The organism is Micromonospora sp. NPDC048170 (assembly GCF_040652795.1).
Taxonomy (GTDB): Bacteria; Actinomycetota; Actinomycetes; order Mycobacteriales; family Micromonosporaceae; genus Micromonospora.
In genome coordinates, this window is sequence record NZ_JBEZMR010000018.1 from 40,171 (window position 1) to 63,445 (window position 23,275).

Below are 23,275 nucleotides of genomic sequence, written 5' to 3' on the forward strand. Positions count from 1 at the left end.
CCGCCGGGCGGGCGGGAGCGGGGTGGAGTTCAGGTGAGGATGACGGGGTTGGTGAGCGCCGCCATGTGCCCTTCGCGGTGGCGCACCTCGACGCGTACGAACGCGGAGTCTGCCGCGCTGGTGAGCCACCGCACGGCGCCGGATCCGTCACCGGGCAGGGATTCGTGGTGCACCCTGCCCCGATCGGTGTGGAGGCTGACGGTGCCGGACGGCACACCGCGTACGGCCACTTCCACCACTGTGGGTCCACCGCCGGTCCTCAGCCGCTCGCCGATGCCGGCACTGCGACCACCGGTCGAGGCGGTGAGCGACAGCCCGATGGTGGTCGATCCGGCTATCCAGCTTCGTCCGGCCCGGATGCCGGCGAGGACGGCGTCGGTGCTCAACTCGTCGGCCAGCACGACGTTGTGCGGTGTGCCGAGCTGGCCAGCCAGGTGCGTGTCGCTGTTCCCCATCGCCGGTCGCCACCGCCCACCGTGGAGGTCGGCGGCCAGGCTGCGACCCCACTCGGCCAGTGCCGCCTCGTTGTCCGCGTTCCAGGGCAGGTCAGAGCTCCACAGCCCGTTCCACACCTCCACCACGTCGAACCCGTGGAACGGGTACATGAACGTGCCGGAGGGATACGGCGCATGAGGGTGGGCTGCCACGCAGAGCCCACCGGCTCGTCGCACCAGGCCCAGATGCCGGTCGATCGCGTCGTCGCGGATGCCGTAGCGCCAGTCGACCACCTGTCCGGGGTCGATGTCGAGGGCCAGCCAGTGCCCGGTCCGGGTGGTGACCTCCTGGCCCAGGACCACCAGCAGATCGTCGCCGGCGAGTGGACCCCACTCGCCATGCGTGTCGGACGTGTTGTGCTCGGTGATGGCGATGAAGTCCAGCCCGATCTCGCGGGCGTCGGCTGCGAGTTGCCCCGGCGTGAGTTCTCCGCCGTTCGAGCGTGTCGAGTGCACGTGGCAGTCACCCCGGTACCAGCCGCGCCCCCGACCGGCCGCCCGCCTCGGCGGAAACCGCTCTTGCGGGACCCGCTCCGAGGTGTCGTCGTCGGATGCCATCCAGCCAGGCTAGCGACCCGTCGCGTACGGCGGTTGCCGAGACCAGCCAGCGTCGGCACCGCGGGTTCCGGGTGCCGGCCAGGCAGGTTCGGACGATCACAGCCCGGACGTCCGCGCCGATCCGTACCGCCGCTGGCCACCGCGTCGGCGACCGGCCTGGTCGAGGCGGACCGGACGGCCCGGGCCGGGACCGAGGAGGAACGGTGACGCGTGCCGATCTGCTGGCGCTCACGCCGGAGGTGCTCGCCACCCTGACCAACCGGGGCCTGGTCAACCGCGCCGTCCGGGCGGTCGAGGGCGGTGACCTGCCCATCCTGGGCACCGGAGCCGACGGCACCGTCGTGGCCGACCATCCCGACGGCGCCCGCAGCACCTTGCCCCCGGCCGGCGGTCTCACCGCGGGCGCCTGCACCTGCGGCGCCCCCGGCGTCTGCCGCCACCTCCTGACCCTGATCCTCGCCTACCAACGCCCCCGCCCGCCCACCCCACCCTCCACCCCCCTCCCCACCCCGCCCTCACCAACCCCCGCCTCCCGCGATCTTGCACTTGGTGCCCGGTCAAATGCGGCAATCCACCCGAACGGCGGGCCAAAAGTGCAAGATCGGCGGGGGAGTGGGAGTGGGAGTGGGAGTGGGAGTGGGGAGGGCGAGGGCGAGGGCGGCGGGGGCGGGGTGGGGTGGTCGCCGGGGGAGTTCAGTGATGAGGAGGTCGAGGAGGCGGTCGGGGGTGCCGCGGTGGCCGCTGCCCGGCGGTCGTTCCGGCGTGGCTATCCGGCCATCGTGCGCCGGTCCACCCGGCGGGACGCGGTGCCGCAGGTCGAGCTGCCCTCCTGCACGGTCCGCTTCCTCGTGCCCCACCAGTTGGGCTACGCGCAGACCGACGCCGCCGAGGGCCGGGGCGAGGCGGTCGCGTTGGCCGTCTGGGCGTGCCGGGCCGCCGACCGGGAGCAGCCCGCCCGCGGCGAGGTGCAGGTGCAGGTGGGTGGCTCCGCCGTGCCGGACCGGCCCGCCCTGGACCGTGCCGTGGGGCTGGCCGGAGAGGTGCTGCTCGCCGGGGCGGCACATCTGGGCAGCGGCGCGGTTCCCGCCCTCGCCGCGGCGCGCCGCGACCTGGACACGGCCGGGCTGTGCTGGCCGCTGCTCGCCCTCGACGAACTCGTCGCCCAGCTCGACGCGTATGCCGACCGGTCCGCCCGCTACCGGCCGGCCCTGCTCGCCGAGGTCGTCGCCGAGCTGCACGCCCGCCGCCGGGCCGTACGCAACGGCGGGGCCAGCCCGGCGGCCCGGGTGCTGGGCACCGAGGAACCGGCCGAGGCGCCGCTGCGCCACCTCCGGCTCACCGGCATCGGTGCCCGGGTGCGGGAACTCGGCGGCGAGCGGATCGTCGAGGTCTTCCTCGCCCAGCCGGAGACCGGCGGGGTGCTGGTGCTGCGCCGGGAGTGGCCGGCGACCGACGACGCCCCGTCGACCGGGCACCAACTGGCCGGCCGCCGGGTGGCCGGCAGCACGCTCGGCGCGCTCGCCGCCGGCAACGTGGTCACCGAGTCGGCGGTACGCAGTGCCAGCCGGCGGATCCGCTTCGCCACCGCCCGGATCGCCCGCACCACCGTCACGCCCGGCACGGGTGCCTGGGCGGACCTGCCCGCCACCCTGCTGGTCGACGACCTGTCCGCGCTGTCCGCGTCGCTCGCGGAGTTGCCGTCCCGGCTGGTCCGGCCCCGGGTGGACGCCGAGTCGGTGCGCCTCGTCCGCGTCGCCGAGGTCCGCTCGATCCGGTACGCCCCGGGCGAGCAGCGCCTCGACGCGGAGGTGACCGACCCGACGGGCGCCGTCGCCACCGTCTCCGCCGTGCACCGGTCGGTCTGCCCCGGGGCGCTGGACAGCCTGGCCGCCGCGTTGACCGGCGCGTACGGCACACCTCGCTTCGTCAGCGGCACGGTACGGCGTACCGCCGACGGGTTGGTCGTGGAGCCGCTGGCGGTGGTCGCGGACAGCACGGTGATCGTGCCGGACCTGGCGCCCGGGACCGGAGACGGCGCCCTGGCCACCGGCCTGGCCCCGGTGCCGGACCGGGCGGGCGCCGCGTTGCGCGACGGGCTCGGGCTGCTCGCCGAGGCCGCCCACAGCGGGCTGCGGCACCTGCCGGCGACCTTCCCCGACCGGTTGCGCGCGGCGGCCGTCGCGTTGGCCACGGTCGGCCTCGACGGGGGCGCGGCTCGCCTCGACGCCCTCGCCGGTGCGCTCGGCCCCGCCCCGGGCGCGGGCGCGGTCGCCGCCTGGGTGGACGCCCAGATCCGGTTGCTCACCACCGCCGAGTGCCGGTGAACCGCACCGGGACCGGAGGCCGCCGCGGGTGCCGTGCCCCGCCGTGTGGCACCCGCGACGCCCTCCGGCGACGCGCAGCCGCGACGCCCGCCGGACCTGGCTGACCGGGCGGTGCGGCGCGCGGGCCGTGACCGGGCGTGCCGGCCGTCCGGGCGGGTTACGGTGTGGGGCGTGGCGACGCCGGCCGAGGAGATCCAGGTGGGGGAGCGGCTGGTGCGTGTCTCCAGCCCCGACAAGCCATACTTCCCGGAACTCGGGCTGACCAAGCTGGACGTGGTGCGCTATTTCCTCGCCGTCGGCGACGGCATCCTGCGCGCTCTGCGGGACCGGCCGACCATGCTGGAGCGGTGGCCGCGCGGCGTCTTCGACGGCGCGAAGATCGGCACCCGGCAGGACAACCGGGGCGACGCCTTCTACCAGAAGCGGCTTCCGGCGGGGGCACCCGAGTGGGTACGCACCGCCCACATCACCTTCCCGAGCGGGCGTACGGCCGACGAGGTCGCGCCGAGCGAACTGGCGGTGGTGATCTGGGCGGCCAACCTGGGCACGCTGCGGTTCCACCCGTGGCCGGTCTCCGCCGCCGACGTCGAGCGACCCGACCAACTGCGGATCGACCTGGACCCGATGCCGGGGGTGGGCTTCGACCAGGTGGTGCCGGTGGCCCGCGAGGTGCGCGCGTTCCTCGCCGAGCAGGGACTTGCCGGCTACCCGAAGACCACCGGCGGGCGGGGCCTGCACGTCTACCTGTCCATCGAGCCCCGGTGGAGTTTCGGCGACTGCCGGCGGGCGGTGCTGGCGCTGGGCCGGGAGATGCAGCGTCGCCTGCCGGACCTGGTCACCACCACCTGGTGGCGGGAGCAGCGGGACCGGCCGGTCTTCGTCGACTACAACCAGATGTCGCGGGACCACACGATGGCCTCGGCGTACTCGATCCGCCCGACCCCACGGGCGCTGGTCTCCGCGCCGCTGGACTGGTCCGAACTGGACGACGCCCGGCCGGAGGACTTCACCGTGACCACGATGCCCGCCCGGTTCGCCGAGCGCGGCGACCCGCACGCGGGCCTCGACGAACGGCGGTTCTCCCTGGAGCCGCTGCTGGAGCTGGCCGACCGGGAAGGGCTGGAGGCCCCGCCCGAGCGTTGAGCCGATCCGCACCGTTCCGTAGGCGCGAAGCTGACGGCCTCCTGTGTGGGTGTGCGGAAGGGCGCCTTCCTCACACCCACGGGCTGCGTTCGCCGTCGAACTCCTCGAAGACCAGCCAGGTGCGGGTGGAGAGCACGCCGGCGATGCTCTGCACCCGGCCCAGCACCACGTCCCGCAGGGTGGCGTTGTCCGGAGCCCGGACCAGGGCGAGGACATCGTGGTCGCCACCGAGCAGGGCGGCGTGCTCGATGTAGCGGACCCGGGCCAGCTCCGCCGACACCTCGCGCCAGGTGTTCTGTTCGATCTTCAACGCGATGTACGCCGAGGTGCCCAGCCCGGCTGCCTCGGGCGCCACCTGGGCCCGGAAGCCGGTGATCACCCCGTCGCGCAGCAGTCGCTCCACCCGCGCGTACGCGTTGGTGCGGGAGATGTGGATCCGTTCGGCGAGGGTGCGCACCGAGGTACGGCCGTCGCGGACCAGTTCGTCGAGGATCCGCCGGTCGACGTCGTCCAGCGGTCGCGCCGAACGTCCCGTTCCGGCCACCGGCTCCGCCCGAGCCTCGGACTCCTGGCTCACCTCGTCGCCCAATCCATGCCACCCGTCCCGCGTTTATCCTGGATCTTGAGTCAATCATCCGACAGCAGGAGCATAGGCCCACCACACGTCCAGGAGGTCCCGCCGTGACGACCACACCCGCGGTCCGCAGGGCATCCCCGCGCAGCCGCCGGGCGGCCACCCCGCCCGACCCCGCAAAGCCGCTGTTGCCGGCCACCGAGCCCGTTCGCCTGCTCGACCCGGCCGGCAAGCCGCTGCGCGCCCCCGCCGACTACCCCGAGCCGCCCGTCGAGGCGCTCGTCGAGATGCACCGGCGGATGGTCGTCGGCCGCCGCTTCGACATCCAGGCGACCGCCCTGACCAAGCAGGGCCGGCTGGCGGTCTACCCGTCCTCGCGCGGCCAGGAGGCCTGCCAGGTCGGTGCCGTCCTCGCCCTGCGCGAGGACGACTGGGTCTTCCCGACCTACCGCGAGTCGATGGCCCTGGTCTCCCGGGGCCTCGACCCGGTCGAGGTGCTGACCCTGCTGCGCGGCGACTGGCACTGCGGCTACGACCCCGCCGCCCGGCGTACCGCGCCGCAGTGCACCCCGCTGGCGACCCAGTGCGTGCACGCCGCCGGGCTGGCCTACGGCGAGGCGTACCAGGGGCGGGACACGGTCGCGCTGGCGTTCATCGGCGACGGGGCGACCAGCGAGGGCGACTTCCACGAGGGCGTCAACTTCGCCGCCGTGTTCAAGGCGCCGGTCGTCTACTTCGTGCAGAACAACAAGTACGCGATCAGCGTCCCGCTGTCCCGGCAGACCGCCGCCCCGTCGCTGGCGTACAAGGGCGTCGGCTACGGCGTGCCCAGCGAGCAGCTCGACGGTAACGACCCGGTGGCCGTGCTCGCGGTGCTCACCCGCGCGGTGCAGCACGCCCGATCCGGCAAGGGCCCGTTCCTGGTCGAGGCGCACACCTACCGGATGGAGCCGCACACCAACGCCGACGACGCCACCCGCTACCGCGACGGCGCCGAGGTCGAGGCGTGGCGGGACCGGGACCCGGTGGCCCGGCTGGAGACGTACCTGCGGGCCCGCGGCGCGCTCGACGACGCGGGCGTCGCCGCTGTCGCCGAGGAGGCCGAGGCGTACGCCGCCGACCTGCGCACCCGCATGAACGCGCAGCCGACCGTCGACCCGATGAGCCTCTTCGAGCACGTCTACGCCGAGCCCACCCCGCAACTGGTCGAACAGCGCGAGCAGGTCCGCGCCGAGCTGGCCGCCGCCCAGGACGAGGAGGGTGAGCGCTGATGGCCACCCTGACCATGGCGAAGGCCCTCAACGCCGCGCTCGCCGACGCGATGCTCGACGACGACCGGGTGGTCGTCTTCGGCGAGGACGTCGGGGCGCTCGGTGGCGTCTTCCGGATCACCGACGGCCTCCAGGCCCGCTTCGGCGACAAGCGCTGCTTCGACACGCCGCTCGCCGAGGCCGGCATCGTCGGTTTCGCGGTCGGTATGGCCATGTCCGGGCTGCGCCCGGTGGTGGAGATGCAGTTCGACGCGTTCGCGTACCCGGCGTTCGAGCAGATCGCCTCGCACGTGGCGAAGCTGCGCAACCGCACCCGGGGCTCGCTCAGCGTGCCGATCGTCATCCGGGTGCCGTACGCCGGCGGGATCGGCGGGGTCGAGCACCACTGCGACTCCAGCGAGGCGTACTACGCGCACACCCCCGGCCTGAAGGTCGTCACGCCGGCGACGGTGCAGGACGCGTACTCGCTGCTGCGCCAGGCGATCGACGATCCCGACCCGGTCGTGTTCATGGAGCCGAAGAAGCTCTACTTCTCCAGCGCCGAGGCGGAGCTCCCCGCCGCCACCGAGCCGATCGGCCGGGCGGTCGTACGCCGGCCCGGCCGCGACGCCACCCTCGTCGCGTACGGGCCGGCGGTGCCGGTCGCGCTGGAGGCCGCCGAGGCCGCCCGCGAGGACGGCTGGGACCTGGAGGTCGTGGACGTGCGCAGCATCGTGCCGTTCGACGACGAGACCGTCACCGCCTCGGTCCGCCGCACCGGCCGGTGCGTGGTGATCCAGGAGGCGCAGGGCTTCGCCGGGGTCGGCGCCGAGATCGCCGCCCGCGTGCAGGAGCGCTGCTTCCACGCCCTGCACGCCCCGGTGCTGCGGGTGTCCGGGCTGGACATCCCGTACCCGGCGCCGATGCTGGAGCACACCCACCTGCCGTCGGTGGACCGGATCCTCGACACGGTGGCCCGGCTCCAGTGGGACGACCAGCCGGACGAGCGCTGGCTGAACCGGGGGAGTGCGGCGTGACCGCCGTGGACGGGGCGCAGGTCTTCCTCCTGCCCGACCTGGGCGAGGGGCTGAGCGAGGCGGAGATCGTCGAGTGGCGGGTCGCCGTGGGCGACGTGGTCACGGTGGACCAGACCGTCGTCGAGGTGGAGACCGCCAAGGCCGTCGTCGACGTGCCCTGCCCGTACGCCGGGCGGGTCGTGGCGCTGCACGGCGCGGCGGGCGAGGCCCGCCCGGTCGGCCAGCCGCTGATCACCATCGCGCCGCTATCCGGCGACGAGCCGCCCGGGCATGCCGTCTACCGCGAGGAGGAGCGCGCCGGATCCGGCAACGTCCTCATCGGGTACGGCACCGGCCACGGCGGCCCGGGGCGGCGGCGTCGCCGGCCCCGTCTCGTGGCCGCCCCCGAACCCGCCCCGGCCGCGCCGCCGGTGACGCCCGCGCGGGCGGAGTCGACTGCGGCCGAGCAGTCGCACGCCGCGGCGGCGCCCCTGGTCATCTCGCCGATCGTGCGCCGGTTGGCCCGCGAGCACGGCCTCGACCTGGCCAGCCTGCGTGGCACCGGGCCCGGCGGCGTGGTGCGCCGGGCGGACGTGGAGGCCGCCGCGACCCAGGTGGCGACGCCGGCCGCGCGGCTCGCCGCGGTGCCGGACGAGCCCGTCGCGTCGCCGGCCCCCGGCACGGAGGACCTGGTCATCCCGCTGACCGGCATCCGCAAGGCGATCGCCGACAAGCTCTCCCGCAGCCGGCGGGAGATCCCCGAGGTGACCATCTGGGTGGACGTGGACGCCACCGGGCTGCTGGAGACCCGCGCGGCGATCAACGCGGCGACCCCGGCCGCGCCGGTGAGCATCCTGGCCCTGCTGGCCCGGATCTGCCTGTCCGGGCTGCGCCGGTATCCGCAGCTCAACGCCCGGGTCGACACCGAGGGCCAACGGATCGTGCAGTCCGCCGGGGTGCACCTGGGCATCGCCGCCCAGACCGACCGGGGGCTGGTCGTGCCGGTGCTGCGGGACGCGCAGCGGCACACCACCGCCGAGTTGGCCGCCGAGCTGGCCGCGACCACCACGGCCGCCCGGGCCGGCACGCTGCCCCCGGCCCGGCTGACCGGCGGCACGTTCACGCTCAACAACTACGGCGTCTTCGGCGTCGACGGCTCCACCCCGATCATCAACCACCCGGAGGCGGCGCTGCTCGGGGTGGGGCGGATCGTGGACAAGCCCTGGGTGGTGGACGGGCAGCTCGCGGTGCGGAAGGTGACGCAGCTCAGCCTGACCTTCGACCACCGGGTCTGCGACGGCGGGGTGGCCGGCGGCTTCCTGCGGCACGTCGCCGACTGCGTCGAGCGGCCGGCGCTGCTGATCGCCAACGTCTGACCCCGGCCACGACGGCCCCGGCTTCGCCTCGCGGCGGTGCCGGGGCCGCTCTGCCGCCGACCGCAGCACCGGTCGCGGGTCGCGTTTTCTTCGCGGCGCGTCGGGAATGCCGGCCGGGCAGTCTCGCCGAGGGGAGGACGAGTTGGCGTACCCGGACATGCCCTCCGCCGCCGGTGTGCGCCGCCACGCGGTGGCGGGCGCCCCGCTGCTCTGCGACGCCCGTGAGCACGGCCTGACCGGGGACGGGACGACCAACGACCAGCCGGCGCTCGCCGCGCTGGTGGACCGGCTCGGCGACGCGTACGCCGCCGACGGCCGCGTCCGGGTCATCTACTGCCCGCCCGGGGTCTACTCGATGCGGGACTCGGGCACGGTGTGGCGTACGGGGGTGTCGCTCGTCGGCGCCGGGCCGGGGGCGACCCGCTTCGTGCTCAGCAACGCCGGCAACCGGGCCGACCCGGCGCCGCTGGCCTTCTACACCACACTCCAGCACGGTGCCGACCGCGACCGGCACCTGGCCGACTGCACCTTCGCCGACTTCGAGATCGACGGATCTGGGGTGGCGTCGGCGGACTACAACCCGCTGGCCAAGGGGCTCGGCCTGCAGTACGTCGTCCGGGGCGTCTTCCGCAACCTCTACATCCACCACACCGCCGCCACGGGTCTGGGCTGCGACTTCCTCCAGGACTGCCTGATCGACGGGGTGCTGGTGGCCGGCTGCGGACGACTGGACAACGGCACCGAGATGGGCGGCGCGGGGATCGGCGTCGGCATCGGCGGCTGGGGCAGCGTCGAACGGTTCAACATCGTCAACTGCAGCGCGGTGGCCAACGCCACCAACGGCATCTTCCTGGAGTTGCAGGAGGCGGGCAACCTGCGCCCGCGAGGTGTGCGGATCATCGGCTGCCACGCCCAGGGCAACCGCTTCGGCATCTCCGACTGGGGCGCGAACGGCCTGATCGTCTCCGCCTGCACGATGACCGGCAACCTGGAGGCGGGCTTCCACGTCTCGGCGAAGGGCACCACGCACACCGCCGGGCGGGGCGGCATCCTGACCGACTGCGTGATCGACGGCAACCTGCGTGACGGGGTCAGCATCGGCAACACCCCGGGCCCGTACACGATCCGTGGCAACCGGATCAGCGGCAACGGCCGGTACGGCTACCACCAGCGCAACCTCGGCGGGGTCGAGGAGCACGTGGCCGAGGAGATCGTCATCGAGAGCAACGACTTCTACGGCAACAGCGCCGACGCCATCCGTATCGACCGTCCGCTGCGCGACGCGATCCTGGTCGGCAACCGGATCCGGAACAACGGGCGGCAGTGCGCGGCGGCGATGAGCGGACACGGCGACTCGGTGCGCTACAGCGAGCGGAAGGTGGTGGACCGGCGGGCGACCTGGCCCAACGACGGGCACCGGGGCAAGGTGGTGCGGGTCGGCGACCAGATCGCCGTGGTGGCGGCGAACGACGACACGGAGCTCACCCTGGCGCCCGTACGGCCCGACGCCTCCAGCGGGTGGAGCGGGGGCACCCCGCCGCCGGGGTCCCGGTACGAGCTGCCGGCCGGGCCGCCGGTGCGGGCCGGCATCGCGATCAACGCGGCCGTCGACTCGGCCACCATCCGGGGCAACCGGATCTGGGACAACCGGGATCCGAGCACCCAGAACCACGGTCTGTGGATCACCGAGCAGGGCAGCTGCGTGGACTGCCGGGTCGAGGACAACGACCTGGCCGGTAACGCCGTCGCCGCCATCCGGATGGACACCCCGCCGGTCGGCGGCCGGTGGGAACGCAACCACGGCGACGACGACTGGACGTGAGCGGGGGCCGTCGGTGCGACCTGTCGCGTCGACGGCCCGCCAGCTCGGCCGGTGAATCGCCCGGGGCGGGGCAACGGGGACGCGGCGGGATCCCGGGCCCCTGCGGTGGTGGCGCGGACGATCCCGGACGGACCCGGAAGCCGGAACGAGCAGCCCCATTTCCGTGCAGTACGGCTAAATGCTTCCCATAATCGCTTTCCCGATTCCGTCGAAATTGCGCACCTGTCCGGCTCGACCTGGAGAGAATGTGGCTGAGGGACACCAATTAATGGGGGGACGCATCATGGAGTTGAGGCGGCGACTGGCGGTGCTGGCCGTGACGATCGCGGCCACGCCGTTGGCCCTCGGCGGGTGCACCGCCGACCGCAAACCGGGCGCCCGGCCGGCCGAGGGGCAGGCGGCGGCCCCGGACCTGACCGTGACGCCTACCGACCGCGCCCGCGAGGTGCCGATCACCGCCGAGGTGGGGACGGCGGTCAGGAACGGTAAGGTCACCGCCGTCCGGATCACCGACGACAAGGGGACGCAGGTCAAGGCGGAGCCCCGGGAGGACGGTTCGGGCTGGGTGCCGACGGCGCCCCTGAAGCCGAAACGCACCTACACCGCGGAGGTGACCGCAACGGGCGACTCGGGGAAGACAACCACCCGGAAGACCACTTTCACGACGATGCCGAAATCGGAGAAGCCGGAAGTCACCAGCACGCTGTATTTCGCCGGCAAACGGACGTACGGCACCGCGATGCCGGTGACCGTCGCCTTCGACCCGCCCATTCCGAAAGAGGCCAGGGGCGACGTTCAGCGCCGATTGTTCGTGAAGACGAACCCGCCCCAGCCGGGTGCCTGGTCGTGGGTGTCCGACGGCAGTCAGGTCTATTACCGGGCCCCCGACTTCTGGCGCCCGGGGACCACGATCAGCGTGCGGGCCGGGCTGGAGGGCCTGCCGATCGGCAAGGACCGGGTCGGCGACTCCGACCGCACCGCCACCTCGAAGATCGGCCGGCAGTCGGCGCTGGAGATCGACAACGCGACCAAGCAGATGTCGGTGTTGCATGACGGCAAGGTCGTGCGCAAGATCCCGGTCAGCCTGGGCAAGCCGAGCACGCCGACCTCCAGCGGCAAGATGGTGATCATGGAGCAGCACCAGCAGACGACGTTCGACACCCGCGGGTCGGCCGACCCCTACGTGGTCGACGTCGAGGACGCCCAGCGGCTGACCTGGGGCGGCGAGTTCATCCACGGTGCACCGTGGTCGGAGGGCGACCAGGGCAACACCAACGTCTCGCACGGGTGCACCAACATCGGCGCCGCCGCCGCGGACTGGCTGATGGGGGCCACCCAGGTCGGCGACCTGGTCACCGTCAAGGGCACCGAGGTGCAGTTGACCGAGGGCAACGGCTGGACGGCCTGGAACGTCAGCTGGGACGAGTTCGTCAAGGGCAGCGCGCTGCCGGTGCCGGCCGGGTTGCGGCCGTCCCCGTCGGCCGCGCCGCATCCGGGCGCGGTGGCCGGGGGCTCACCGGCGCCGGTGCCGTCCGTCCGCGGCGGCTGATCCGGCGGTACGCACATCCGGGGACCGGCCCGTCACCGCGCGGGCCGGTCCCCGGCGCGTCGCTCGACGCGGCTCAGCCCGGCGGCACCCGCGCCAGCCGGGACTGAGCCACCGGTCGGCGTGTCATCCCTGAGGATGATCCGGGAGGCCCCGGGGATGACCCTGGGCGTACCCGGATCCCGTCCCTCAGCAGGGCGGAAATGTCGGTGGTGGGGGATAGGTTCGTCGGTATGGGACAGCGCGACGACCGGCTCCACGTGGAGACCACCGTGGGCGACCACCTGGTGGAGGTGCGGGCGACCGGCGAGGTCGACATCGCCACGGTGGCCGCGTTCCGCTCCGCGCTCTGGGCCGCTCCGGCCCGGCCCGTGCTCCGGCTCGATCTCTCCGGCGTCCGCCTGCTTTCGGCGGCCGGGGTGCGGGCGCTGGTCGCCGCGCACCTGCGCGTCCGTGCCCGGGGCGGGGAGCTGGTGCTGCTCCGCCCCGATCCGGTGGTCGAGCGGGTGCTGCGGGCCACCGGCCTGCACCGCGTCATCCCGATCGTGGATCCGTGTGCCGACCGCGAGTTGGTGCCCTGCTGAATTCGGTGCCTGAGAATCCGGGGCGCCGTGGCGGGCGGGCCGGTGCCGACGGCGCTGTCCACCGTCCGCACCGGCTCGCCCGCTCAGTCGTGCACCGCCGGGTCAGCGGACGCCGAGCAGGTCGACGACGAAGACGAGGGTCTCGCCCGGCTTGATGACGCCGCCGGCACCCCGGTTGCCGTAGCCCAGGTGCGGCGGGATGGTCAGCCGGCGGCGACCGCCGACCCGCATGCCCGCGACGCCCTGGTCCCAGCCGGAGATGACCTGCCCACCGCCGAGCCCGAACGTGAACGTCTCGCCGCGGTTCCACGAAGAGTCGAACTCGCGGCCGGTGGAATGCGCGACCCCCACGTAGTGGACGCTGACCAGCTGACCCGGCTGGGCCTCCGGCCCCTCGCCGACGGTGATGTCCTCGATGACGAGGTCGGCGGGCGGCGCGCCCTCGATCGGACCCACCTCGGGCTTGCCCGAGCGGGCGTCTGCTGCCTGGTTCATTCGGGAGTCTCCTGCCATTTCGGTACTGATGTCCGTCACCCGAGATCCTGCCCGATGGCGTCCGGCCGACGCGTGGCGGTCCCGGCGCCGCCGGCCGCCACCGGGCGGAAGACCCACCCGGGAGCGGCCGGTCACCCGGCCCCGGTGGCCGAGCTGCAAGCGGCCGGGAGACACGCCCGTGCGGCCGGGCGGGCACGCGGAAGCGGGCGTCACCGGTGGTGACGCCCGCTGAGGGGAGGTGCTGTGCCCGGTCACCGCAGCCAGGGGAACCGCCGCACGATGGGGAGCTTCGCCCACGTCGCGCCCAGGCCGAGGGTGGCGCCGGCGTTGACCAGTGCGAGACCGACCAGCAGCGCCGCGTTGATCAGGTGCTCGTCCATGAAGGGGTTGTTCCCGGGAGGCAGGACGACCGTCCACATCATCACGTAGAGCACCGCGCCGGCGACGGCGGCGACGCGCATGCCGATGCCGAGCAGCAGCGCCACGCCGATCGCGGCCAGGCCGGCCATGAAGAGCACGTCAGCCCAGGCGGCCCCGGCGATGCCGTTGTAGAAGTCCGCGAACGGACCCGCCGCGCCGAAGGTCAGGAAGCCCTTGGTGGGGCTGCCGCCGTTGATCCAGGCGTTCTTCGCCTCGGTGGCGAACCCCAGGCCGAAGACCTTGTCCAGGAACGCCCAGAGGAAGGTCCATCCGAGGGCGATCCGGATGCCGCCGAAGACGTACCGGGCGGCCCGCTCCCGGGTGGTCTCGGCGATGTGCCGGGTCTCCGCGACCGGAGCGTCGGTCCTGGCGGTGGTTCGCTCGATCGTCGCGGTCATTGTCTCCACGTCCCTTCGTGCCTCTCACCGGGCCTTCCCGGTGGCATCTCCATTGGACGCCCGCCGGCGCGCGCCGGGCAGGGCCGACCGGGCCCCACCTGACCGGGACCTTGGACCCCTGCCGTACCGGTCCGGCGGCCCTGCCCCGACGGGCCGCCGCGGCCGTAGCGTCGCAGGTGGGAACGACAGGGAGGTCGTGATGAGGACGTGGCAGGTGGGCGACGTGATGACCCGGGAGGTCGCGACGGTGGGGGAGGAGACCCCCTACCGGGAGATCGTCGACGCGTTGGTCCGTCGAGGCATCAGCGGGGTGCCAGTGGTGGACGGGTTCCGCCGGGTCCTCGGCGTCGTGTCCGAGTCGGATCTGCTGCACAAGGTCGAGCGGGCCGGCCGCCCGGACGAGCGACGGGTCTTCGAGGGGCGCCGCCGCCGTACCGCCCGGGAGAAGGCCGACGCGCTGCTGGCGCGCGACCTGATGACCGCGCCGCCGGTGACGACCTGGCCCGGGGCGACGATCTCCGCCGTCGCGCGGCAGATGGACCGGGAGTCGGTGAAACGGCTGCCGGTGCTCGACGACCTGGGCCGGCTCGTCGGCATCGTCACGCGTGGTGACCTGCTGCGGGTGCACCTGCGCACCGACGCGGAGATCCGCGAGGACGTGGTGCAGGAGGTACTGCGCCGGGTGCTCGCGGTACGGGACGGGCTGGTCACCGTCCGGGTGCGCGACGGCGAGGTGGCGCTCGACGGCCGGTTGGACCGGCGCAGCGCAGTCGAGCTGGCGGCCCGGCTGGCCGGGCAGGTCAGCGGCGTGGTTCTGGTGACCAGCACCCTCGCCTACGACGTCGACGACACCACGCCCGTCGGGCTGGACGCGGCCCGGGCCACCCCGGTGGCCTGACGGCCGCGTCGGGGGCGGGCCGCCCGTGGCGTCGACTTGCCCGGACCGGCGTCGGCCCGTGGGCGGCTCGCCTAGGCTCGGGATCGGACGCGCTCCGGTCCCGAGCCGGGCCGCCGCCCGGGGGCGTACCCGTGGTGTGGCCGCCGGGGCGTACCCGCGAGGCAGACCGTAGGGGCGTGGCCGGGCCGCGCGCCGGGAGCGGAGCCGCCGTCGGGGATGCGGAGGACGCCGGGTGGACGACGCGACGTTCGCTGCCCCTCTCTGGGCCTGGGCGGCGGTGGGCGCGGTCATCGCCGTCATGCTCGCCGTGGACATGCTCTCCCACCGCGACAACCATGTGATCGAGCTGCGCGAGGCGCTGCTGTGGAGCGGCGTCTGGATCACCGCGGGGCTCACCTTCGGCCTGGTGATCCTGCTGTGGCGGGGTGGCGAGCCGGCCGTGGCGTACTTCTCCGGTTACCTGCTGGAGAAGGCGCTCTCCGTCGACAACGTCTTCGTCTTCGCGCTGCTGTTCGGGTACTTCCGGGTACCCGCCGAGTACCAGCACAAGGTGCTCTTCTGGGGGGTCGTCGGCGCGCTCGCGTTCCGGCTGGCCTTCATCTTCGCCGGTGCGGAGCTGCTGGAGCGGCTGACCTGGGCCGGCGTGGTGCTCGGCGCCTTCCTGATCTGGACGGGGTGGCGACTCGCCGTACGCGGCGAACCGGACGTCGACCCGGACCGCAACGTCGTGGTCCGGGCGTTCCGGCGGCTGGTGCCCACGGAGTCCCGCTACCACGACGGCCGGTTCACCGTCCGGGTCGACGGCCGGCGCAGGGCCACCCTGCTACTGGTGGCGCTGGTCGCGATCGAGGCCACCGACGTCGTCTTCGCGATCGACTCGGTGGCGGCGATCCTGGCCATCACCACCGACACGTTCCTCGTCTGGACGGCGACCGCGTTCGCGGTGCTCGGCCTGCGCAGCCTGTACTTCTGCCTGGCCGGCCTGCTGCGCCACTTCGGCTACCTGCGGTACGGGCTGGCCGTGCTGCTGGCCTTCGCCGGGGCGAAGCTGATCCTGGCCGAGACGCCGGTCGGGAAGCTGCCGGTCTGGTCGACCCTCGCGGTGGTGGTGCTGACGCTGTCCGTCGCGATCGGGTGGAGCGTGGTCGACGCCCGCCGGGAACGGCGCCGGCGCGCGGCCGGCTGACCGGCGTGTCCACCCGGTCGAGGCCGGGCCGCGACGGGGTCAGCCCGACCGGACGACCGGGTCGGCGAGCTGGGCGCGGAGGATGTCGGGCGCTTCGGCCAGCGACGGGCCGTACCAGGTCAGGTGCCTGCCGGAGAGCAGTGCGCAGGGGGTGCCGGGAAACGCCTCCGGCCCGTCGTCGGCGGTGAACCGGTACGGCTCGTCGGGCAGCACCACCAGCTCCGGTGCCCGGGCGCGCAGCTCGTCGAGGGTCGGCCGGGGATAGCGCTCGGCGTCGTCGCCGTACACGTTGGTCACGCCGAGCCGGCGCAGCACGTCGCCGGCGAAGGTGTCGGCGCCCAGCACCACCCACGGCCGTCGCCAGACCGGCACCACCGCCGTGCGGGCCGGCCGGAACACGGGCAGCCCGGCCCACTCCCGACGGGCCACCGTGAGCCACTCCGGTTCGGCCGAGGCGCCCAGGTCGCGGAGGAGGTCCGCCAACTCGGTCAGTGCCTCGTCGACGGTGCGCGGATAGGTCACCCGCACCGGTACGCCGGCGGCGGCCAGCGCGTCGGCATCCTCGCGGCGGTTCTCCTCGACGTTGAGCAGGACCAGGTCGGGCCGCAGCGCGAGCACCCGGTCCAGGTCGGGGTACTTGCTCCCGCCGACCCGTGCCACGTCCAGCCCGGCCGGGTGGGTGCACCAGTCGGTGGCGCCGACCAGCAGACCCGGCAGGGTCAGGGCCACGGCCTCGGTCAGCGACGGCACCAGCGACACGACCCGCATCCCGCGCACCTTCCCCGGTCCCGTCCGCCGACGATCGGCGGGTGCGCCTCGATCATGCCCGACCGGGCGGGCCGGCACCTCCGGCGGCGTGGTCGGCCGCTCGCCCGTCGGTGTCACGTCGGTCGGTGGCGAGCAGCCACTGCTGCCGGGTCAGCGCGTACTCCACCTCGCCGTGTTCCGCGCCGTCGATCATCTCCGGCCAGTCCCCGGCGTACGTCCGTACGAACCGCAGCCCGGACTTCTCCATCACCCGGCGGGACGCGGCGTTGACGGTCATCGTGTTCGCGGTGACCCGCTCCACGCCGAGCCCGGTGAAGCCCTTGTCGATCAGCGCCCGGCAGCCCTCGGTGGCGAGGCCGGCACCCCAGGCGGCCCGGCGCAGCCGGTAGCCCAGTTCCACCTCGTCGGCGTCGCCGTCGCGGGTCGGGCGGAACTCGAACCAGCCCAGGAAGTCGCCCGAGCCCCGGTCCTGCGCCGCCCACCAGCCCAGTCCCGGCGGTCGCCGGTAGTGGGCGAGGATCCGGGGCAGTTGGCGCTCCCGGACCGTTTCGGGCGCGGTGGGGCGCCCGCCGGTGAGGTACCGCATCACCTCGGGATCGCCGTCGAGCGCGACGAGCAGCTCCGCGTCGTCGGGGGTGAACTCGCGCAGCACCAGCCGCCCGGTGCTCAGGAAGATGTTCACCCGCGTATCCCACCGGTGTGGAGCGGGGGCCTCAACCGAATTCCGGCCGTACGGCCCCGAGGGGCACCACCACCGCGCCGGCATGATCGACGGCCTAGACTCGCTGCGGCCGACGCGTCGGCCGAGATCGGTGGCGGGACGGACGGATCGGGCGGATGACGAGCACCGGTGGTGGGGACGGATCCTGGCTGCGCGCGGTCGGCGGGGACGGTGGGCGCGACCCGCTGTTCGCCCGGGGCGGCCAGGTCGTGCACGGTCCCCACCGGCTCGGCGAACTGGTGCAGGGCCGCCCGCCGGGCGTCACCGGCAACCAGTGGAGCACGGCCATCCGGGAGGGCTACGACCTGGTGGTCTGCACCGCCGACACGGGCCGGCCGGTCTTCGCCGTCGAGATCGGCCCCGTCGCGCCAGCCGGCTCCGCCGGGCAGCGGGTCGAGCGGCTGAAGAACGCGGTCGCGGAGGCGGTCGGCCTGGCGGTGCTGCGGATCGGTTCGCCGACGCTGCGAGCCGACGGGCACGGGCGCCGGCTCGTGGCGTACGTGCTCGACGCGCGCGGGTACGCGGCTCTCGGCGCGGGGGAGCCCGACGACGCCGACGTGCCCCCGGTCGGGTTCCGCGACATCCTCGGCCGGCTGCCCGACGGGCGGACCGGTCACGTCAACGACCTCGGTGCCCTGGCCCGGGCCGCCGCCGTGGAGGCGTACGTGTCGCGGCGGCTGGCCGACCCGATCGTCCGGGGGCTGCACGTGCGCTGGTCGGGCGGGCCGGCCGAGGGGTGGAGCTGGGTGCAGGTGCGCCCAGGGGCCTGCCTCGTGGAGCGGGTGACGGTGCACGAGCAGCGGGTCTCCGTCGGGGTGGATCCGGGCCGGCTGGCCGAGGACCTGGCGGCGGTGGCCGTCGGCGAGCGGATGCGCGCGCCGGACCAGGCCGAGCCGGTGTTGACGCCCCACGACGAGCTGCTCGCCGAGATCCGGCGGCTGGAGTCGCGGCACGGCGAGATGACGGACGGCTTCGCGTTCGCGCACCTCTGCGCCGACTGACCCTCCACCCACCGCGGGTACCGATGCGGAGCGGGCCGGGCCTCGCGCCAGCAGTTCTCGGCCCGGCACGCGCTCACGACAGCGTCGCCGCCTCCCGCGGGGCGGCCGGCGTCGCGGCGGCCCGCAGCGCGGCGATCCGCCGGGCCCGGGGCCGGGCCGCCGCGAGGTTGCCGGCGGCCACCAGCAGGGCCAGCCCGAACAGCCCCAGCCAGAGGGCGTCGGTGGAGAACCGGGCGGCGACCAGCCCGCCCAGCGTCGGCCCGGCGAAGCTGGCGAACGCGAAACCGAGCGAATAGACGCCCTGGTATCGGCCGCGCTGAGCGGCCGGCGCCAGGTCCGCGGTCAGCGCCGAGTTCGACGGGGTCATGAGCATGTCGCCCAGCGTCCAGACGGCCACCGTGAGCGCGTAGAACCAGACGGTGTCGGCCAGCGCGGTCAGGGCGAAGCCGACACCGATCACCACGACTGCGACCGCGATGGTGCGGGACCGGTCGAAGCGGCCGACCAGCCGGGGCACGAAGAGCTGCCCCAGCACGATCATCACGCCGTTGACCGCGATGACCGGCCCGTACGCCGATGCCGGCAGGCCGTCGTCCTGCAACGCCACGGGCAGCATCACGCTGGCCTGGATGCAGAGCCAGGCCAGCCCGGTGAGGGCGGTGAAGGTCAGGAAGACCCGGTCCCGCAGCACGGTGCCGAGCCCGCCGGAGTCGGCGCGGGTGAACTGCCCGACGGTCACCGCGGCGGGGCGCGACTCGGGCACCTTCAGGCCGATCAGGGCGGCGGTGCCGAGCAGCACCGCCGCGTTGATCGCGAACAGCAGCAGCGGGTCGACCCGGATCAGCAGGCCGGCAACGGTCGCGGCGACGGCGAACCCGATGTTGATCGCCCAGTAGTTGAGCGTCAGCGCGCGCAGCCGGTCCCGTTCGCCCACCACGTCGATGATGGTCGCCGTGAAGGCGGGCCGGGCGACGCCCAGGAAGAGCCCGAGCAGCAGCGTCAGGGCCGCGATCGTCACCGGGTGCCCGCTCAGGCCGAGCGCCACCGCCGCCGCCGCGGCGGCCACGTTCCCGCCGAGCATGGCCGGCCGCCGGCCCCACCGGTCCGCGACGATTCCGCCGAGCACGCCCCCGGCCGCGCCGCCGGCCCCGTGCAACCCGATCACGATCCCGGCGTACGCGGGGCTGAGGTCGCGTACCGTCACCAGATATACGCCGAGGTAGATGGCGACGAAACTGCCGAGGCGGTTGATCAGCGTGGCCGTCCAGAGGTGCCAGAAGGTGCGGGGCAACCCGCCGGCTGTCTGGCTCCACCATCGCGTCATCCGCCACCCCCGTGATCCGTGCATGTAATGCTCGACAAAGCTGTCGCTCATTACACTCGCGAAGTGCGGCGATCTGCGTCGTGTCTGTGCGATCGTGGCGATGATCACGGACGCCCGGCCGATGGGGGTTCGATGCCGGCCGATCCGGAGCGGCCTGACCCCCCGCCTGCGTCGAAGCGGCGAATGGACCCGGCCGAGAATGAGCCGCGACGGGGTGCGGGCCGTGCGAATGGACTGCCGTGGGAAAAGACCGGCGGGGTCACGCTGATTCCTCAGCGTGACCCCGCGTGAGCCCGAGCGCGAGCCCGGTGCCGGTCAGCGGTTCTTGTACGCCTCCACGACCTCGACCGGGATGCGGCCGCGCTCGGAAATCTTGTAGCCGTTCTTGGTGGCCCATTCCCGGATGGCCCGGTTCTGCTCCCGGTCCATTCCCGAGCCGCCCGACGCGCCTGCCCGGCGAGGTCCCCGCCCGGTGTCGACGGATCCGCGACCGATTCGCCGGCCAGCGTTGATGTACGGGTCGAGGGCCTTGCGCAGCACACCCGCGTTCTCGTCGGAGACGTCGATGGTGTAGGCCACGCCGTCCAGACTGAACTCGACGGTCCGGTCTGCCTTTCCACCGTCGAGGTCGTCGGTCAGGACCGTGATTACTTTTCTCGCCATCGTCAATTACTCCCTGTGTGGGGCGGGGTGTGGTCAAAGTTTGACCTATCCCATGGTGAATCCGCAACAATGCGCGTCGTCCTTATTTCGGCGAGTCGCGCTATCGCGGGAAAACGGCTCGGCGCAAAGCCCGTTCGGTCGCCGATCGGCCCGGCCTGGTCGGCCGGTGCCACCCGCTCGGGCCGGTGTGGAGCTTCGCAACTCGCGTGGCGGCGCTGCCGTCATCCGCTTCGCGTGCGTTTCTGCTCGGGTGCCTGCTCGTGATCCCGGCGGCACTGCGCCGCTGTTACGTGTCCTGGGTCACAACCCGGAACAAGGGGAACGCTTTGTTACTTGAGTTGGACACGCTCAACTCAACGCGATAGCAGGTGTTCGATGGCAACTCTCCCGGTACTTCCCCTGACCGACGCCGTGCTCCTGCCCGGCATGGTGATCCCGGTGACCCTCGACCCGACCACCCAGGCCGCCGTCGACGCGGCCCGCGCCACCGGTGACCACAAACTGCTCGCCGTGCCCCGCCTCGACGGCGAGTACGGCCCCGTCGGCGCGGTCGCCACCATCGAGAAGGTCGGCCGGCTGCCCAGCGGCGAACCGGCCGCCGTCGTCCGCGGCCTGTCCCGCGCCCGGATCGGCTCCGGCGTGCCCGGTCCCGGCGCCGCCCTCTGGGTCGAGGCGACCGAGCTCGACGAGCCCGTCCCCGCCGGCCGAGCCCGCGAACTGGCCCGCGAGTACCGCGCCCTGATGACGTCCGTGCTCCAGCAGCGCGGCGCCTGGCAGGTCATCGACGCGATGGAGCGGATGACCGACCTCTCCGAGCTGGCCGACTCGGCCGGCTACGTGTCCTGGCTCAGCCTCGCCCAGAAGACCGAACTGCTCGCCGCCCGGGACGTCACGGCCCGGCTGGAACTGCTCGTCGGCTGGGTGCGGGATCACCTGGCCGAGCAGGAGATCGCCGAGCAGATCAGCACCGACGTCCGCGAGGGGCTGGAGAAGTCCCAGCGGGAGTTCCTGCTTCGCCAACAGCTCTCCGCCATCCGCAAGGAACTCGGCGAGGAGGAACCGGACGGCTCCGCCGACTACCGGGCCCGTGTGCAGGCCGCCGAGCTGCCCGACAAGGTCCGCGAGGCGGCGCTGCGCGAGGTCGGCAAGCTGGAACGGGCCAGCGACGCCTCCCCGGAGGCAGGCTGGATCCGGACCTGGCTCGACACGGTGCTGGAGATGCCGTGGGGCACCCGTACCGAGGACAGCACGGACCTGGCCGCGGCCCGCGCCGTGCTCGACGCCGACCACGCCGGGCTCGCCGACGTGAAGGACCGCATCCTGGAGTACCTCGCCGTACGCAACCGGCGGGCCGAGCGCAACCTCGGCGTCGTCGGCGGCCGGGGCTCCGGCGCGGTGCTCGCCCTCGCCGGCCCGCCCGGCGTCGGCAAGACCAGCCTCGGCGAGTCGATCGCCCGCGCCCTCGGTCGCAACTTCGTCCGGGTCTCCCTCGGCGGCGTGCGCGACGAGGCCGAGATCCGCGGCCACCGGCGCACCTACGTCGGCGCGCTGCCAGGGCGGATCGTGCGCGCCCTGCGTGAGGCCGGCTCGATGAACCCGGTCGTGCTGCTCGACGAGGTCGACAAGCTCGCCGCCGGCTACTCCGGCGACCCGGCCGCCGCCCTGCTGGAGGTGCTCGACCCGGCGCAGAACCACACCTTCCGCGACCACTACCTCGAGGTCGACCTCGACCTGTCCGACGTGCTCTTCCTGGCCACCGCCAACGTGGTGGAGGCCAGCCCCGGCCCGCTGCTGGACCGGATGGAACTGGTCACCCTCGACGGGTACACCGAGGAGGAGAAGGTCGCCATCGCCCGGGACCACCTGCTGCCCCGGCAGCGGGAGCGGGCCGGGCTGACCGCCGAGGAGGTCGGCGTCGCCGACGACGCCCTCGCCCGGATCGCCGGCGAGTACACCCGGGAGGCCGGCGTGCGGCAGCTCGAACGGGCGCTGGCGAAGATCCTCCGCAAGGTCGCGGTGGCCCTGGCCACCGACCCGGCGCCCGTCCGCGTCGACACCGGCAACCTCGCCACCTACCTCGGTCGGCCGAAGTTCACCCCGGAGTCGGCGGAGCGGACGGCGGTGCCCGGCGTGGCCACCGGCCTGGCGGTCACCGGGGCCGGCGGCGACGTGCTCTTCATCGAGGCCACCAGCATGGAGGGCGAGCCGGGGCTGACCCTGACCGGCCAGCTCGGCGACGTGATGAAGGAGTCCGCGCACATCGCGCTGTCGTACCTGCGCTCCAACGGGCGCCGGCTCGGACTCGACCCGAACGCCCTGGCCGGGCGGCGGATCCACCTGCACGTGCCGGCGGGCGCGGTGCCCAAGGACGGCCCCAGCGCGGGCATCACCATGGTCACCGCCCTGGCGTCGCTGGCCAGCGGCCGGCCGGTGCGGCCCGAGTTCGGGATGACCGGCGAGGTGACCCTCTCCGGCCGGGTGCTGCCCATCGGCGGGGTGAAGCAGAAGCTGCTCGCCGCCCACCGGGCCGGCCTGACCGAGGTCGTCATCCCGGCCCGCAACGAGCCGGACCTCGACGACCTGCCCGCCGAGGTCCGGGAGGCACTGACCGTGCACACCCCGGCCGACGTCGCCGACGTGCTCGCCCTGGCGCTGCGCCCGGCCGACGCCGACAGCCGCCCCGACCCGGCCCTCACCGCCGCCTGAGGCGTGCG

At 73.8% G+C, this 23,275-nt stretch carries 20 protein-coding genes; 12 read left to right on the top strand and 8 right to left on the bottom strand.

Annotation, left to right across the window (positions count from 1 at the left end; all coding sequences use genetic code 11):
- Window positions 1-29: 29 nt before the first annotated feature.
- Complete coding sequence (locus AB0D32_RS21520) at window positions 30-1,052, bottom strand: CehA/McbA family metallohydrolase (protein WP_357092806.1); 1,023 nt, start codon at window positions 1,050-1,052, stop codon at window positions 30-32.
- 203 nt (window positions 1,053-1,255) lie between these two features.
- On the opposite strand from AB0D32_RS21520, the gene AB0D32_RS21525 reads away from it, so the two are divergent.
- On the top strand, window positions 1,256-3,376 hold the full coding sequence (locus AB0D32_RS21525) for a hypothetical protein (RefSeq protein WP_357092809.1): 2,121 nt from the start codon (window positions 1,256-1,258) through the stop codon (window positions 3,374-3,376).
- Window positions 3,377-3,547: 171 nt separating this feature from the next.
- On the top strand, window positions 3,548-4,519 hold the full coding sequence (locus AB0D32_RS21530) for a DNA primase small subunit domain-containing protein (protein WP_357092812.1): 972 nt from the start codon (window positions 3,548-3,550) through the stop codon (window positions 4,517-4,519).
- Window positions 4,520-4,589: 70 nt separating this feature from the next.
- Here the strand turns inward: AB0D32_RS21530 and AB0D32_RS21535 are convergent, their stop codons facing one another.
- Window positions 4,590-5,063 carry an Lrp/AsnC family transcriptional regulator gene (locus tag AB0D32_RS21535; protein ID WP_357093017.1) on the bottom strand — a complete coding sequence of 158 codons (474 nt, stop codon included), beginning with the start codon at window positions 5,061-5,063 and terminating at the stop codon, window positions 4,590-4,592.
- A 137-nt stretch (window positions 5,064-5,200) separates the two neighbouring features.
- On the opposite strand from AB0D32_RS21535, the gene pdhA reads away from it, so the two are divergent.
- From pdhA to AB0D32_RS21565, 6 genes are all read left to right on the top strand, one after another.
- Entirely contained in the window at window positions 5,201-6,364 is a 1,164-nt protein-coding gene (gene pdhA / locus AB0D32_RS21540; protein ID WP_357092815.1) for a pyruvate dehydrogenase (acetyl-transferring) E1 component subunit alpha, read from the top strand.
- Window positions 6,364-7,380, top strand: a complete 1,017-nt coding sequence (locus AB0D32_RS21545) for an alpha-ketoacid dehydrogenase subunit beta (RefSeq protein ID WP_357092818.1) — start codon at window positions 6,364-6,366, stop codon at window positions 7,378-7,380. Before pdhA ends, AB0D32_RS21545 begins: the two co-directional genes overlap by 1 nt.
- On the top strand, window positions 7,377-8,735 hold the full coding sequence (locus AB0D32_RS21550) for a dihydrolipoamide acetyltransferase family protein (RefSeq protein ID WP_357092821.1): 1,359 nt from the start codon (window positions 7,377-7,379) through the stop codon (window positions 8,733-8,735). The genes AB0D32_RS21545 and AB0D32_RS21550 overlap by 4 nt, the downstream gene beginning before the upstream one ends.
- Window positions 8,736-8,892: 157 nt before the next feature.
- Window positions 8,893-10,557: a right-handed parallel beta-helix repeat-containing protein gene (locus AB0D32_RS21555; RefSeq protein WP_357093019.1), complete on the top strand. Its 1,665-nt coding sequence runs from the start codon at window positions 8,893-8,895 to the stop codon at window positions 10,555-10,557.
- A 283-nt stretch (window positions 10,558-10,840) separates the two neighbouring features.
- Window positions 10,841-12,106 (top strand): Ig-like domain-containing protein, encoded by a 1,266-nt coding sequence (locus tag AB0D32_RS21560; RefSeq protein WP_357093022.1) that lies wholly within the window; start codon window positions 10,841-10,843, stop codon window positions 12,104-12,106.
- 230 nt (window positions 12,107-12,336) lie between these two features.
- Window positions 12,337-12,687, top strand: coding sequence for an STAS domain-containing protein (locus tag AB0D32_RS21565; RefSeq protein ID WP_357092824.1), 351 nt, complete (start codon window positions 12,337-12,339; stop codon window positions 12,685-12,687).
- 102 nt (window positions 12,688-12,789) lie between these two features.
- Here AB0D32_RS21565 and AB0D32_RS21570 read toward each other — a convergent pair whose 3' ends face one another.
- Both AB0D32_RS21570 and AB0D32_RS21575 read right to left on the bottom strand, forming a co-directional pair.
- Window positions 12,790-13,182 (bottom strand): FKBP-type peptidyl-prolyl cis-trans isomerase, encoded by a 393-nt coding sequence (locus AB0D32_RS21570; protein ID WP_357092827.1) that lies wholly within the window; start codon window positions 13,180-13,182, stop codon window positions 12,790-12,792.
- 251 nt (window positions 13,183-13,433) lie between these two features.
- On the bottom strand, window positions 13,434-14,009 hold the full coding sequence (locus AB0D32_RS21575; RefSeq protein ID WP_357092830.1) for a hypothetical protein: 576 nt from the start codon (window positions 14,007-14,009) through the stop codon (window positions 13,434-13,436).
- Between the two features lie 190 nt (window positions 14,010-14,199).
- On the opposite strand from AB0D32_RS21575, the gene AB0D32_RS21580 reads away from it, so the two are divergent.
- Both AB0D32_RS21580 and AB0D32_RS21585 read left to right on the top strand, forming a co-directional pair.
- The gene (locus AB0D32_RS21580) at window positions 14,200-14,898 is read left to right on the top strand and encodes a CBS domain-containing protein (protein WP_357092833.1); all 699 of its coding nucleotides are present in this window, start codon (window positions 14,200-14,202) and stop codon (window positions 14,896-14,898) included.
- A gap of 232 nt (window positions 14,899-15,130) precedes the next feature.
- Window positions 15,131-16,084 (top strand): TerC family protein, encoded by a 954-nt coding sequence (locus tag AB0D32_RS21585; protein WP_357092836.1) that lies wholly within the window; start codon window positions 15,131-15,133, stop codon window positions 16,082-16,084.
- A 39-nt stretch (window positions 16,085-16,123) separates the two neighbouring features.
- Here the strand turns inward: AB0D32_RS21585 and AB0D32_RS21590 are convergent, their stop codons facing one another.
- Window positions 16,124-16,852, bottom strand: a complete 729-nt coding sequence (locus AB0D32_RS21590; protein WP_357092840.1) for a helical backbone metal receptor — start codon at window positions 16,850-16,852, stop codon at window positions 16,124-16,126.
- Between the two features lie 52 nt (window positions 16,853-16,904).
- Window positions 16,905-17,534 (bottom strand): GNAT family N-acetyltransferase, encoded by a 630-nt coding sequence (locus AB0D32_RS21595; RefSeq protein ID WP_357092843.1) that lies wholly within the window; start codon window positions 17,532-17,534, stop codon window positions 16,905-16,907.
- Window positions 17,535-17,689: 155 nt separating this feature from the next.
- On the opposite strand from AB0D32_RS21595, the gene AB0D32_RS21600 reads away from it, so the two are divergent.
- Window positions 17,690-18,574: a hypothetical protein gene (locus tag AB0D32_RS21600; protein WP_357092846.1), complete on the top strand. Its 885-nt coding sequence runs from the start codon at window positions 17,690-17,692 to the stop codon at window positions 18,572-18,574.
- Between the two features lie 73 nt (window positions 18,575-18,647).
- On the opposite strand, the gene AB0D32_RS21605 is transcribed toward AB0D32_RS21600, so the two are convergent.
- Both AB0D32_RS21605 and AB0D32_RS21610 read right to left on the bottom strand, forming a co-directional pair.
- The gene (locus tag AB0D32_RS21605; RefSeq protein WP_357092849.1) at window positions 18,648-19,898 is read right to left on the bottom strand and encodes an MFS transporter; all 1,251 of its coding nucleotides are present in this window, start codon (window positions 19,896-19,898) and stop codon (window positions 18,648-18,650) included.
- Between the two features lie 315 nt (window positions 19,899-20,213).
- Entirely contained in the window at window positions 20,214-20,561 is a 348-nt protein-coding gene (locus AB0D32_RS21610; RefSeq protein WP_357092852.1) for an Lsr2 family protein, read from the bottom strand.
- A gap of 375 nt (window positions 20,562-20,936) precedes the next feature.
- Here AB0D32_RS21610 and lon point away from each other — a divergent pair, with 375 nt between their 5' ends.
- The gene (gene lon, locus AB0D32_RS21615; RefSeq protein WP_357092855.1) at window positions 20,937-23,267 is read left to right on the top strand and encodes an endopeptidase La; all 2,331 of its coding nucleotides are present in this window, start codon (window positions 20,937-20,939) and stop codon (window positions 23,265-23,267) included.
- Window positions 23,268-23,275: the final 8 nt, after the last annotated feature.